Below are 13,244 nucleotides of genomic sequence, written 5' to 3' on the forward strand. Positions count from 1 at the left end.
AAGAACAGACCTCATATCCTGTTCATTCGTTTCCCTGCTATAAAACAAAGCTTTACGCGCTTTGTTGTTTTTTTAACTGTTCTATAAGTTGATGAATGGATTCTGCATGATTATGAAGTAACCATTCTCTAAAAGACGTGATATCGCCAGGTATATAGGTAGATAACCAGCGATTAAGCTGTTCCTCATTCCCATGACTAATATCTATCGCCTCATGAACCAACCGTAAACGAGTTATAATGTCCTCTAATCCACCAGTCGTTGTATCCTCGAATGTTTTTGCTTGTGCATTATGATTATAATTATAAGCACGCAGAATATCCTTAGATGTGATTCCTAATGGTTTGGCTAGCTTTTGCATTTCTTGAATTAAAAATTCTAGGTTTGCTTGGCTGTTTGATTGTTCCTTCTGTGAACTTCCTTGTTTATTCTTTAGTTGTAGCATAGTAGGCGGTGTGAAATAATATCCTTTCTTTTGATAAGAAACATAGATACTATTTGGACCATTACTACGTGTAGTAAGTTCTACTTTACAAGGTTTTATATTGTAGATATATCTTCCTACACCCCAAAGTACAGCAGCTCTTTTTAAACTATTCGAAAAGCCGCCTTTTACAGAACTGTAGTCAGACTCTTCACTTCCATCCTCTTTTGATATCCAGCGTTCATTCAAAAACACTGAGATGGTACACTTCGTTGCGTTCTCACCCCATTTTTCATAAGACACTTGCCATTTATCGATACCAAAGACTTCATCAAATCGGTCCTGAATGGCGCGAGCGTCAACAAATGGAGCTACATACGCGAAAAAACGCCCTTGGCTTTCGAATGCATGTGTAATTTTCCATCCTAATTGTTCGAATGGAAATTCGGCTTGTAAACTTTCCATTATATTCGTCATAATAATCCTCCTGTATTAATTGTTATTTCGAATCTGGGTGTATCCACTCTTTCTTTCGAAATTCATCAATCATTTCACATATAATTCCTCTGTTTTCATGAAGCAGCCACTCTTCATAGGAAGTAATATTTTTTCCTGATAGAATGGATAAGCGCTGATTCAACTCTTCTTTACTTGCATGACTGATATTCCTGGCTGCATAAATGAGACTTAAGCTTACTTTCAAATCTCTTAAATCAGAAATGGTAATATCCTTAAATGTCGTAGCTTTCGTATTGAAATTTTGATTGTGCGCTTGCAGCATTGCAACAGAACTGATCCATAATGGATTAGCTTGTTCTTTAATTTCGTCAATGATGCCATGTAAATGAGTATTGTTTTGTAAATATCCTTGTGATTTTTCCATGATTATTTTCATGATGTTCCCCCTAAGTAATAACATAATCGCCTACAGTGCTGGTTTTAAAATAAATCCAAACTTGGAGACAACACAAAAAGGGCTTCTTCAAGTCGATTAATAATGTGTATAGCAAAATAAGCTATATATACACTAATCGGCTCAAAGAAGCCCTTTCAAAAATGAAACAAGACGCAACTTGCTTCTACAACTCAACCACAACACAAAAAGGTGTGGGAATAAACGGAATCAATTAAACAATAAATATATCTGTATATTATACTATCTTTATTTTGAATGCAAGTAAAAAAGAGTGAAACGACCGTAACACTCTTTCATCGATAGTACATCATTTACTCCAAAACTCATTATAATACCATGCTCTATAAGAAATATGTTCTGATACATCCATTACCTTCATACGTCTTCTATGATTTTTAGGATGAACAGGTATACTATATATCTTCGCATCGTCTGGTTTTGTCATATCTTCCATTTCAATTTTTACAACTTTTAGATGGTACGGCATATGACCATTGCTAAAAACATCCCCTACACAAATTGTCCAAAGACTCGTTTCAATTTCAGTTACAACATTCATTATATATGCTCCTCTGCAGATTAATGAAAAAGACATTGAACAAATTCGTCCAATGTCTTTTTCCCTCTTATATATTCTTTAACTCAAAGTACAATTTTCCAGGTTTTCCATACATGTTAATTTCATTTTGATATACGACAGCTAATTGCTGAGACATCTCAATGCTTTCCATATAGGATAATGAAGCAGCTGCTTCTATTTTTTCTTTAATTTCATTAGGAATAAATGCGTAAGATAAGCTATCCATTTTACTTCCTAATTTAGTATCTGTAGCAGCCTCATAATAAATTTCGGTAATTAAGACCTCATTATCATCTGGATCATACATATATCCTCGGTTAACTGTAATCATATTGTAGTACTCCTCTCAGATTTACGTTCTCTAATTCCTTGTGCTTTTAGCATTGCAACAAGTACATTACGTATATATAAATCCCATATTTTACTTTAGTTGAATTCCATTCTTTCTCTACTGTACTATGTCCCTTTTATGAATTGTTCTTAAAAACGGAGAGTTCAAAAATTTTTAACAAAAGTAGGATATGATAAAGTCCTGGTTTTGGTTATAATTTCTTTCCTCTTCTAATATAAGAAATTCTCTAAATTCGATGTTTTACAGTGTAATGACGTAGATCCATGAGCCTTTTTCAAACCTGAATGTATCAAGATCTTTATCTATACGGTAGAAAACATTCGATGTATGCTCTGAAACTACTGCAAAATACATATACACTGTCCCTTTACCTAAATACTCAATTCCCTCAATTGATAAAGAGAACATATCCCTCATAAGTTGTTTACAATATGAAATCTCTTTTAATTCTTTTTCAACATCCATAATATACACCTACTCTATTGAATTTGTGGTAGTAAATTTGCAATAACGCATGGAAAATCTCCATTTTTTTGGCTATGGTAAATTTCTTCTACGGTTTTATAGATTGCTATATGTCCATAATCTACCTTTACTCGCTCTCGCAAACCTAATCGTTGAATATTAACATTCTCCACTTCACCATAATCACTTTGCGCTTCCATAAAATAAAACCCTACTGCTTCATAAGGACTGTTGGCTGCAATAATTTTTATAGCAAGTTTTGATCCATAACTAACCTCATAAAATTTCATTTGTATTTCCCCCTTCGATATAGAAAAAAGCACCTTAAAATTGTGCTTTAATCACTCATATTGTTTGATTAGCCTAAATGGTCTAATACAAGGATTTCCTAACTTAAAGACAATACAAAAAGGGCTTCTTTAAGTCGATTAAAAATGTGTATAGCAAAATAAGCTATATACAATAATCGGCTCAAAGAAGCCCTTTCATAAATGAAACAAGACGCAACTTGCTTCTACAACTCAACCACAACACAAAAAGGTGTGGGAATAAACGGAATCAATTAAACAATAAATATACGTTTATATTAATCTATTTTTATATAATATTCAATTGTTTTTAATAGAACGAAGATAAGAAGGGATTTTATATGTATCCTATAATAATATCCCTGTTTCTTCTGCTATAAATCCCCTCTTATTTTCAGTTCTTGGTGTTACTTCATGTACTGCATTTCAAAATATAGTTTTTCTGGCTTTTGATTTTGGTCTAAATAACAAAGTATTTCCTTCATGTTTTCTTTTTCAACTTCAACACTTTCCATGTAGGACATACTTTCGTTTTCTTGGACCTTTTGAAAAATAGCAGTAGGTAGTTTAACCGCATCAAACACCCCCATTTTACTTCCTAGCTTTTGTTCTGATGTAGCATCGTAGAAAATTTCATTAACAATTACCTCATTATCATCTGGATCGTACATAAATCCTCTTTGTATACGTAGCAATGTATTACTCCTTTCTAATATATTCTCTCCCTAAAAATAATCATATTTATATATAGCGTTATTAATGAAAGAGCTATCAAACAATATTATTTCGTAAAATCCGTACTTTGTATAGGGGTAGATACATGATAATTAATTTTCACACGTTATTTTTGAATATTTCGTACTTTTTTCAGAACACAAACAAGCCACCCTTTAAAAGAAAGCAATAGCTTGCAAGGGTGGCTTAGTTTGTGGTGAATAGCTTCGTATTTAATTGTTTGATTTCCCCTTCTGCAAGAGGCTGATAAAAAGCATGTTGTAATCCTTGTGAATGTAAGGTTTCTCCTATACAAAGCAATACTTTACCATGGATTAAATCAAGTAGTATTTCATTATTAATTTGTTTTGCCTGTTTTTCAGTAGAAACATAAATAACTAAGATTGTAGGATTATTCCCTAAGTCTTGCATAATAACATCTTTCCCTGACTCTACAAAAGCCTTCCATCTAGCGATAATTCGCTTTAATCGTTCCTTTGTATCTGATAATAAGGTGGAGTATACAACAAAATTAAATTTACGGTCTTCTCCACCGCTTACTACAAAACTTAAAGGGGGGGTAGAAACCCCTTTACTTATAGATGGATGCATAATATGCCCCATAAAGGACGGAGCATAACGCAGGTGACAGAGTAAGTCTATATCATGCCAATAACGTAAGTGAACGTATTTGCCGTGATTATCAAGGCGCTCCGGAGCAAAGTAAAACATATTTCCTTGCCAGTACTTTAAGATCTTAAACCCATTATCGGATAACGTATATGCCTCCTCAAGAATTTCCATATCAAAAATCTCTACTTGCCATTTTTCAATGAGACGATAGTAAAGTAGTACTTGAAGTGCATCATTAATTCTCTTACGCGAAAACTTATCCTTGAATAGATATAATAAATGATTAAAACGAACAGATGTATGAATACCAATAAAAGTTAGTATTACCTGCTGTTCTTCTGTTAAACGCTGCTTAAACGTAACTAATTCGTCATAGGAATGGAATACATAGGTTTTATCCAGACTATGTATTCGATATACCTGAAGTCCTTGTGCATCCTCACTTGTTAAATGTGGAATTGAAGGGAAATATGAAGACATTTGATTCTCTATTGTACGCATAGTCATTCATTAAAATTGGTAAATTGGCGAATTAGATTTTTTACTTTGTCCCTGCGGATAATTCAAGATACGTACAGTTCCTTTTCTATTTTTCGGATCAATGTTAAGCAGCTCGCATGTAACAATGGTTTGGTTAGTTGCATCGTGTTCAGTTGGATTGGCAAGATTGCGGCTTTTTAATCCTTTGAATTGAATACCTGGTGCAACTTCTACAAAGATACCAGCAATCGCATCAACACCTACAATTTTACCTACGAAACGGTCACGTCGTTTTTTTAGCTCTAGTAGTTTTTCAATTGGATCTGTTTCTAGTTTCTTTTTATTCCCTCTAAATTCATATCGACCGTTCTTTTCTACTACTTTATCGATAATAAGCTCTACAACATCACCTATAATAATATCCTCAGGACGAACAAATGAATATGACCAATGTGAGTACCTTACGCCTATAGTTACACCATGGACTTCAACCAGGACGGTTTGTGCAGTTGGAATATGACCTGAAACTGTTCCTGTGTATACTTTATTCCCACCTTGTGAGGTTACTTCATCATATAATCTTTTTTGTAATGCGAGCTCTCCTGCTGTGATTGATACAACGGCAAAATTCCCTTCCTCTGTCTTTTGGAAATGCTCAATGATAACAGGTTTAGTTCTACCAACTAGCCATTGAGGATTTTTAGGAATTGTTATCCCTGCCTCTGTAATTGGGCAGTATGCAGTTGTATGGGTACCAATTTGCATCGTAAGTACGGGTATGCGTTCTGATTTACCATTTTTAGTTGGGAACAACTTTTCAGAGACGACTGTAATTAAGCCTTTACCTATAATACGTTCGCGTTTCATACGAGCTAACTCTTCTAATTCATGCTCACGTACTCGCTCAAATTGAGTAAAATTTGTTTCTACTTGTGTGTCTCCTACTGTGATTTCTTGTTCAAAAGCCATCCCTAGTTCTTTTCCAACGTGTGTTGTTTCTTTCTCTACTGTCATCCTATTTTTCCTCCTAGAACGTAAAAAAGGACACACCTGTACCGTTGGAATGGTACGTAAGGTGTGTCCTTCACGTAAGTTATAGTTTATTTATATAGTTATTAATTAAAATATAATGGTATTCGGAAATTTATGCAAGTGTTATTTGGTTCAACTTCAAATGTTTTCTGGCAAATCTCTAATTAATTTCAAAGTATCGTTCTAATTGAAAGGAAATATTAATCAAATATATCGTTTAAATCCTTGCTCATCACGTTAGATGTCTTCTTCTTAGGTTGTTCATTTCTATATGGCAGTGGCTGCGTATCACTATACTTATTTTTCTGTTGAGTTTTTAGAAGTTCTTGACGTTCTTTATAGGTCATAGGGCTATACTCTCGTTGCTCTTCATTATTTTTAGGATTCCCTAGCCTATTTTTTTCTAAGTTTTTATAGACAGTAGTACTAATTGATTCATAAACTTTTGCTACATCTGCTTCAAGTTTATTTTCTTCAGTAAGGACTGCTGTTTCTATTACTGGTGTTGGATCTTCCTCTATATTTATTTCTGATTCCTTCTCTATTGCAATTGTAGTTACTTCTTCTTGTGAATCTTCTTGGAATGGTTCGGTTCTAACTGAAAGCTCCATCTCAATTGAAGCATCTGAGTTCCAATCTTGTTCCAATATAGAAATGGATAAATCCTTGTTAAGCTCTGCTACATCCATATGTATTTCATGATAATCTTCTATATCGGCAGAATTCATTTTAATTACTTCCTCTATTGTTTCTTCTGTTACTGTATCTTGTATTGCAGGTGTCACAAATTCCAACTTTTGTTCTGTCTCTATATCCTGCAAGACTCCATTACGTTGTAAAGCATCTAGTACGCGTGCTGCACGTGTATAACCTATATTAAATTTATCTTGCAGTGCAGATATGGAGGCAGTCCTGGATTCCTTCACAAAAGCTACCACATCATCATACAGGACATCTTTAAAGAAGCTTGTCTCCTCTTGCGCGGCTTCCTTGTCTTCGCTTGGCATGGCTGATTCTTGCTGAATACTCTCACCGGTATTTGTTTCGAATAATACGGGAGAGTTTATATCAGACTTCTCAATCGGTAATGGAACACGACTATCTTTTGAAATTAGAACTTTACGAGGTTCTTTTCCTGTATAGGAACTTACAACTAGATTTTGTTCTAACTTTTCAATTAATCGTGTTGTCTTCATATAGCCAATCCTAAATTTTCTTTGCAGAAGGGATGGCGAGACTTGCTGTGCTTCAATTACGAAGTTTTTAATCTCTTCATATAGAGCAGCTTCATTTTCAGCTTCCTCTTCCTCATTGTGGTTTGTCTGTTGTTCACTAGCAATGGATGTATTTGATACAGCTATATCTTCGACTAATTTTGTTTCATGTTCAGATTTATGATCCTTATAATCATTTAATGATACAATGTGTTGTTGCTCACTGTCTGTTTCTAGGGAATTGTTCTGCTCCATCGTATCATTCTGTATAGGTGGTAGTGGTTCTATTTTCTCCATATTCTTTGCATCTACGTGCTTCATTGGATTTGCTTTATTAATAGAATCCTTGATTAGAAGGAGACGCTCATTTTCCCAATATTGCCCTAGTCTTTCGTCTACTTGAATAATCGCTCTAGCAAACTCTTCTTTAGGTACAAAGTTACTTGTGATTTGTTGTACGGGCTGCACATGATTATCTTGTACGATACGAGCAGCGCAAATAAATGCACCTTGTGCCATAATATCCCCTGGCGACATAACCACTTCTTTTGTTTTTTGATAGGTTGATCCTAAACGACTAACGGGATTCTCTTGCATAGGAGAAATACCTTGTTCGGATTGAGATTCTTTAAATTCCTCTTTTTCGCCAAACATGTCAGAGAAAATCTTTGCATCATATGGTGTTACATCCCCAAATATCATTTTGTTACGGAATGAACCCAGCAAGGTAAACATGTACTGCTCTGTGAAATCTAGAGCTAATTGAGATAGAGTTTGACTTGCAATTGTCAGGATTACTTTATATTTACGAGATTGTGCAGGGAATTCTTTAAATGGGCGTACAACGTAATCTGGGAATTCATCGACAATTATATGGTGGTATGGTGAAACGTTTGGTTCTCTGCGGAATACAGCATTCTGCATACTAAGTAAGATAAATTTTCCCAATACGTTAGAAAGGTCGGCTAATTCCCCTTTTGCCGTATTCACTAGTAAAATACCACCTTGTTCTAGGTGGACATCGAAATCAAAATCGGATTTCCCAAATAAAACACGTCGTATGAGTACGTTTGAAGCAAGGTCTTTTAAGATGTTACGTAATCCTTTTACATATTCTTCTTCTCTATCATAATGCATGGGGTGTCCGCGGTATTTTCCTTTTTTATAAACCGCTGGTTCACCTTGAGAATCTGTTTTTTCTCGAATGGTATTATCAAACCACTCATCTATCCCTTTTATAATTTTATATTCGTTGTTCTGGTCCCGCGAAGCAGCTCCACCTTGAACAAAATCATATAACTTTTCCACCTGTACTTTTAACAGTTTATGCATACGATGGACACGTTCTACATCATCATACATTTCGATCAAGTCGTCGAAGGTTACATCTTTTTGTGGGTTATGCATTTTTAATAAATAGATATGCTGTTTAAGATGGTTACGTTGTGCTTGCTCAAAGAATGCATTGTTTGATTCAGATAAACCTTGAATAACCATCGCGAACACTTCTGCTACCTTATCAACTGGCCCACGCAGAATGTTTATGTTTTTTGTATCTGGATTAGTTGGATCAATATAGTAAACAGAGCTTTCAGGAATTTTGTGTGCTTGAACTAATTTGTATACTTTCTGACATAAATCATTACTAGGTTCAATTACAGTAACGCCATTTAAAAAGGTCCCTTTTACTTCTTCCGTATCATAATCATTTTTTTTATAAGCATTTTCGAACTTATTAATGAAACGTACCATCCAGTGTAAATCTTGATTAATCATTGGAATAATTAAACTAGATGTTTTACCAGAGCCAATCGGACCAATAATGATTCCGTTTAGTGTTCGATCTTTCCCTTTAATACGAACCATTTCTTTATGCTCAATATGAGGACCAATTTCTACATCAGGATATATTTGTTGTTCTTGACTATTAAACCATTTTTGTAACTTGTGGTTTTTGTATTCATATTTTTGTACCCATTTTAAAATTTCTTCTCGGTAACGAACAATATGCCCGCTATACCAAAGGGTAAACAAAATCATAAATACAGTCGGTAAAAACACAAATATCATGGTTAATGTGTGGAAATTCCCCGTTAATACATGTCCTACTGCCTCATATTCACCAAAATTAACATGCGTTGCTTTATCCGTGAGATAAGGGATAACTTTTGCGTGGATAGGAGCAGTTGCAAACCATAAGAATTGGATATCAACTGCGATGTGTGAAGCAATTAGAATGAAAAGTTTCCCATTTTTCACATGTAAAGCTGGAATACGGCTGTAGAAACGAAAACTAAATTCTCCTAGAAATAAAGAGAAGAACATTAAGATAAGTGGTACATATGTAATTTCTATAGGATAAGACGGTGGTTCAAATGCATAGTATAGTAACTTTATATAGTTTATTAAACCGACTCCAAAAGAAATAATAAATGCGCTAATTAGTGTAATAGTTGTAAATAAAGGTAACCTTTGCTTAAACGTATCCATAAAGGCTCACCTATTCCTTACAGAAACAGCTGAGCTTTATGGCGGAATGTAAAACGATCTTGTAACTCTGGATTAAATCGCTCTTTTGATTTTTCTAGAAAGAACTTCGCTGTATCTTCAGTCTGTTTTAAATATAGGTCGATACTAGCTTTTTCACAAAGCTTGTCATATTCTTCTTGAGAAAGTACAGCAATATTCACTTCTATTTTCTTAGCAGCTGCAGTTTCAATCAATACGTCGTACCAATAATAATTAGGCTTACCAGGTATTTGAATATCTTGTAGTGAAACGCTGAACTCCGCACCTTCTTCTGTAATATGTTCAAGTACTAGTTCTGGATTTGCTAATGCCTCTCTCACAGAAAGCACTCCCCCATTGGCTGTTGATGCAGTTGTAAATTGCAAATTCATTTTCATTTTCCACCTTTCTCCAAATAAAAAAAGGCAAGCGACACCCACTGTAAAAACAGCGTGTGTCGCTTGCCTTAATTCATATGTTCTGATTTGATTGTAGTTTTAATTATATGTTCAAACGCTATTCTACCACTTTGAATAATGAAAATCAATAAAATTATATAGTGTTATATAAAAAATAATAGATTAATATAACTCAACAAGTTTACGTCTTTTCGGATGAACGTTATTTGCAGTACGTACCATGATCTGTTCATCCATGTCTATATGGATACTTTCATTTTGGATTGATAGCAGTCGTACATTTTCATAAGTGTCCATCAGAAGAATATCTCTGGGTTTTTCACGTTTAGGATAGATAACTACAAGTGGAACACCGTCATCCCCTTTTCTTCTTGAAAACACGACGTCATCTAATCTAGAGATCATCCGGTAATCATTTTCGTTCCCAAAAATAAAGAAGAAATCTTGTATAACGTCTTTGTCTCTCCTATAAGTTCGACGTAGACCGCCATCTATTGGTTCCTTAAATGTTTGTACGTTCTCAACAAATGCATAACGCCACTCAGCATCTCCTACTATACGTTGAGATAAAGGCACAAGAATATCTTGTTCAAAATTTTGGTTGTCATCTTTTCCAAGAATGATATCTGAAATAACGTCTCCAGCATCTTTAAGTGAGCAGACGTACATATTTAGATTAGGTATTGTCATTAAAAATTCGTGATACTCCCTCATAGAAAATAATAGATTCTTCATCCGTACGTATGGTGGCTCTGCTTCTTCTGCAAGGAACATTGATTTGTCGTACATGACAAAAACAACTGAAACATTGTCCTTCGTTTTTTGAGCATATTCTACATACTTCCCTACTTTTTCAACTAAGGTAGAATTGGTTTCTTTACACATATCCATTTCAATATAGATACTTTTATCTTGATATGAAATGTGTTCATCAGGAACCATTGCCAGGCCTGCATCTTCAATTTCAATTTTTTTAAGCTTTTGATGATAAGACCGAATATCTAACTCATATAATGTCTCGTTATTATAGGTCTTTTTCGTCACTTCTAAAAGCGTACGTACTAAAACTTCTCGTGAGCAGAGTGTATGTAATGAATTTGAATGAGAGTATCTACGTTTTGAAGATCCTTCAGGAATCTTCCCGATTTCCTGAAGGTATTCAATCATTCTTTCTTTTAAAGAGAATGTAGCACGTTTAGTTATACTATCATCTCGCTTCTCAATTTTTTTCGTTAAAATAGCACCGTATTGTGAATAACGATTAAGTTTTGTAAACACACTAGCTTCGGAAAAATCTCGACCTTCAAACGCGCTATAGAGTTGAGTAATTTGTCGTGTAGTAAGATACCTTTTGTGATATAAAACTGTGAATACAAATATGTCAGCCTCCTTTAGATGGAAAAATTTTTGCACGCCTTTGCTTTTATATTTATACGTTTTACTGTTCATATTATACAACTCCATAATTTAAATTTCTTCTCGTGTAATAACTATCATTTCTATATATCTTATTACAGCAGAATTAGGTTGTAAATTATGAAAAATTCAAACTAAATTTGAGCTAATATAGATACTAAAACTCGTACGCTGAAGTTTGGGTCAAATTTGCTTCTAAAAATCCGCTATAAATATTGATTTATATAGCTTTATCACTCTTTTAAAATTGTTAGGACAGAGTACAGGTTTGACTCTAACATTTTTTTGAAGGGTAAAGTAAAGATAAAAAATTGTTAGGACGCCCAAACAGAATAAAGGATGGTAGACAAAAAGATTTAAAGGTTCCAATTATTCAAGAATTATAACGAATTTTTGGCGGGGTAGAATTAATGTCATTAACGATTGAAATAGAAAAAGACCGACAAAATTTAATTTGTCGGTCTTTTGTTTAGAATGATAATTTCTTTTTTGCTGGTTGTGAATCGTCGGCTACTTCTACTTCAGGTTCAGCACCAAAATTCAATTTTTTCTTTTTAGGTTTTTCTTCTTGTACTGAATCATCAAATGCAAAAAGTTTATTTAAAACAGCATTTGATTTCTTAGAATTAGCTTGTTCACGCTCTTCTTTAATTCTAGTAATCTCATCAATAATATCACTCACACGTTTTGGTAATGGTAGCCCTGCAACAACTGAATAGAATTTAACTATATCCTCTTCTTTTTTCGCTGTATGTTTATTTACATATGGAGCTATAGGACGTTCATCTACGTATGGAGTTCTTTCTTTTAAGAAGTTTTCCATCTGGTTAAGGAATGAGAAGTTATATAATCGACTAGCTCGTAGCGGTGATGTAACGATAGATAGTGCACTTTTTTTGGCACTTTCTAGCTCTTCTCTTTCTGTATCGTATAAAACTCCTTTTTCTAGTGCATTCCCTAGTTGAGTCAAGTAACCTAGTGGGTTTTCAGTGTCTAATTGATTTGATTTTAGCTCTAGTTTTGCTAAAGATAAAACGCCTGGTGTATTAATTACCTGAGCAAATTCACTTGCATCAAAATGTGTATCTGAAAACGGTGTAAATGATGAAGTAACTAAGTTAATCTCATGTAATGCATCAGCAATATATTTATTACTATAGCTAGTATATTCGTTCGCTAATGCACTTGGGTTTTCTTCTTCAAATTTTCTATATAGTTTAGCATTATCTATTAATACAATTGAACCGAAAGCGTCTTGGTTCATAGCAATGCTACGAATACGTGAAGCTGCATTTTCTAATACTTTTAAAGCCTCAGCATCTCGAGGTAAAGTTAGTAACAACCCAAAATTGTAATCATGTTCATATAGCATTTCGATTGCCTTTAAAAGTGCTCCAGTTCCTGTTCCACCACCAAGACCACAAGTAATCCAAATGAAGTCACGATCTTCAAATTCCTGTTTAACTGCTTCGAAAATCATTGTTCCATGCTTTACAAATGCTTCCTCACCAACTTGTGGATTACGAGCCGCACCTTGTTCATATCCTTCTAACTGAATTTTACGGACATTTCCTGTATTTTTAATCTCAATTTTATTAAAATCTTGGCTATTTGTATTAACAAGAATCGCACGATATGGGTATTTATTGTTTTTAATCTGTGTTTCTTTATTTGCACACTCCGCTGCGATTGCGCATCCTCCCATACCTAGTCCTAAGAATCCAAATTTTAAGCTAATATTTCCTTGGCTTTCGATTTCTGAAAAATTGCCTGCCATATGTAT

General features: G+C 34.2%; 13 protein-coding genes. All 13 read right to left on the minus strand.

Features of this window, described 5'->3' with window-relative positions:
• Positions 1-52: 52 nt before the first annotated feature.
• The 13 genes from AC1DKZ_RS16865 to repX all read right to left on the minus strand — a co-directional run bounded on the left by AC1DKZ_RS16865 (position 53) and on the right by repX (position 13,238).
• A complete protein-coding gene (locus AC1DKZ_RS16865) occupies positions 53-901 on the minus strand; it encodes a Rad52/Rad22 family DNA repair protein (RefSeq protein WP_476996681.1) in 849 nt (282 codons plus the stop codon).
• Positions 902-923: 22 nt separating this feature from the next.
• Positions 924-1,319 (minus strand): hypothetical protein, encoded by a 396-nt coding sequence (locus AC1DKZ_RS16870; protein WP_476996682.1) that lies wholly within the window; start codon positions 1,317-1,319, stop codon positions 924-926.
• Between the two features lie 328 nt (positions 1,320-1,647).
• Entirely contained in the window at positions 1,648-1,899 is a 252-nt protein-coding gene (locus AC1DKZ_RS16875) for a hypothetical protein (protein ID WP_476996683.1), read from the minus strand.
• Between the two features lie 67 nt (positions 1,900-1,966).
• A complete protein-coding gene (locus AC1DKZ_RS16880) occupies positions 1,967-2,251 on the minus strand; it encodes a hypothetical protein (protein ID WP_476996684.1) in 285 nt (94 codons plus the stop codon).
• A 261-nt stretch (positions 2,252-2,512) separates the two neighbouring features.
• A complete protein-coding gene (locus AC1DKZ_RS16885) occupies positions 2,513-2,737 on the minus strand; it encodes a hypothetical protein (RefSeq protein WP_476996685.1) in 225 nt (74 codons plus the stop codon).
• Between the two features lie 14 nt (positions 2,738-2,751).
• Positions 2,752-3,027 carry a hypothetical protein gene (locus tag AC1DKZ_RS16890; RefSeq protein ID WP_476996686.1) on the minus strand — a complete coding sequence of 92 codons (276 nt, stop codon included), beginning with the start codon at positions 3,025-3,027 and terminating at the stop codon, positions 2,752-2,754.
• A gap of 425 nt (positions 3,028-3,452) precedes the next feature.
• The gene (locus AC1DKZ_RS16895; RefSeq protein ID WP_476996687.1) at positions 3,453-3,740 is read right to left on the minus strand and encodes a hypothetical protein; all 288 of its coding nucleotides are present in this window, start codon (positions 3,738-3,740) and stop codon (positions 3,453-3,455) included.
• A gap of 226 nt (positions 3,741-3,966) precedes the next feature.
• On the minus strand, positions 3,967-4,893 hold the full coding sequence (locus AC1DKZ_RS16900) for a hypothetical protein (RefSeq protein WP_476996688.1): 927 nt from the start codon (positions 4,891-4,893) through the stop codon (positions 3,967-3,969).
• A 9-nt stretch (positions 4,894-4,902) separates the two neighbouring features.
• Entirely contained in the window at positions 4,903-5,886 is a 984-nt protein-coding gene (locus tag AC1DKZ_RS16905; protein ID WP_476996689.1) for an RNA-binding protein, read from the minus strand.
• A 218-nt stretch (positions 5,887-6,104) separates the two neighbouring features.
• The gene (locus tag AC1DKZ_RS16910) at positions 6,105-9,608 is read right to left on the minus strand and encodes a DNA translocase FtsK (protein WP_476996690.1); all 3,504 of its coding nucleotides are present in this window, start codon (positions 9,606-9,608) and stop codon (positions 6,105-6,107) included.
• 17 nt (positions 9,609-9,625) lie between these two features.
• Positions 9,626-10,018 (minus strand): hypothetical protein, encoded by a 393-nt coding sequence (locus tag AC1DKZ_RS16915; RefSeq protein ID WP_002166827.1) that lies wholly within the window; start codon positions 10,016-10,018, stop codon positions 9,626-9,628.
• Between the two features lie 189 nt (positions 10,019-10,207).
• Complete coding sequence (locus tag AC1DKZ_RS16920; RefSeq protein ID WP_476996691.1) at positions 10,208-11,494, minus strand: replication-relaxation family protein; 1,287 nt, start codon at positions 11,492-11,494, stop codon at positions 10,208-10,210.
• Positions 11,495-11,930: 436 nt separating this feature from the next.
• Positions 11,931-13,238, minus strand: a complete 1,308-nt coding sequence (repX, locus tag AC1DKZ_RS16925) for a plasmid replication protein RepX (protein ID WP_258127068.1) — start codon at positions 13,236-13,238, stop codon at positions 11,931-11,933.
• Between the last annotated feature and the right edge of the window lie 6 nt (positions 13,239-13,244).

It is taken from the genome of Bacillus sp. 05T21, assembly GCF_056396785.1.

Coding starts and splice junctions, on each gene's coding strand:
- AC1DKZ_RS16910 (WP_476996690.1), bottom strand. CDS start 9,608: ATGGATACGTTTAAGCAAAGGTTACCTTTATTTACAACTATTACACTA.
- AC1DKZ_RS16900 (WP_476996688.1), bottom strand. CDS start 4,893: ATGCGTACAATAGAGAATCAAATGTCTTCATATTTCCCTTCAATTCCA.
- AC1DKZ_RS16865 (WP_476996681.1), bottom strand. CDS start 901: ATGACGAATATAATGGAAAGTTTACAAGCCGAATTTCCATTCGAACAA.
- AC1DKZ_RS16870 (WP_476996682.1), bottom strand. CDS start 1,319: ATGAAAATAATCATGGAAAAATCACAAGGATATTTACAAAACAATACT.
- AC1DKZ_RS16890 (WP_476996686.1), bottom strand. CDS start 3,027: ATGAAATTTTATGAGGTTAGTTATGGATCAAAACTTGCTATAAAAATT.
- AC1DKZ_RS16880 (WP_476996684.1), bottom strand. CDS start 2,251: ATGATTACAGTTAACCGAGGATATATGTATGATCCAGATGATAATGAG.
- AC1DKZ_RS16885 (WP_476996685.1), bottom strand. CDS start 2,737: ATGGATGTTGAAAAAGAATTAAAAGAGATTTCATATTGTAAACAACTT.
- AC1DKZ_RS16905 (WP_476996689.1), bottom strand. CDS start 5,886: ATGACAGTAGAGAAAGAAACAACACACGTTGGAAAAGAACTAGGGATG.
- AC1DKZ_RS16915 (WP_002166827.1), bottom strand. CDS start 10,018: ATGAATTTGCAATTTACAACTGCATCAACAGCCAATGGGGGAGTGCTT.
- AC1DKZ_RS16875 (WP_476996683.1), bottom strand. CDS start 1,899: ATGAATGTTGTAACTGAAATTGAAACGAGTCTTTGGACAATTTGTGTA.
- repX (WP_258127068.1), bottom strand. CDS start 13,238: ATGGCAGGCAATTTTTCAGAAATCGAAAGCCAAGGAAATATTAGCTTA.
- AC1DKZ_RS16920 (WP_476996691.1), bottom strand. CDS start 11,494: ATGAACAGTAAAACGTATAAATATAAAAGCAAAGGCGTGCAAAAATTT.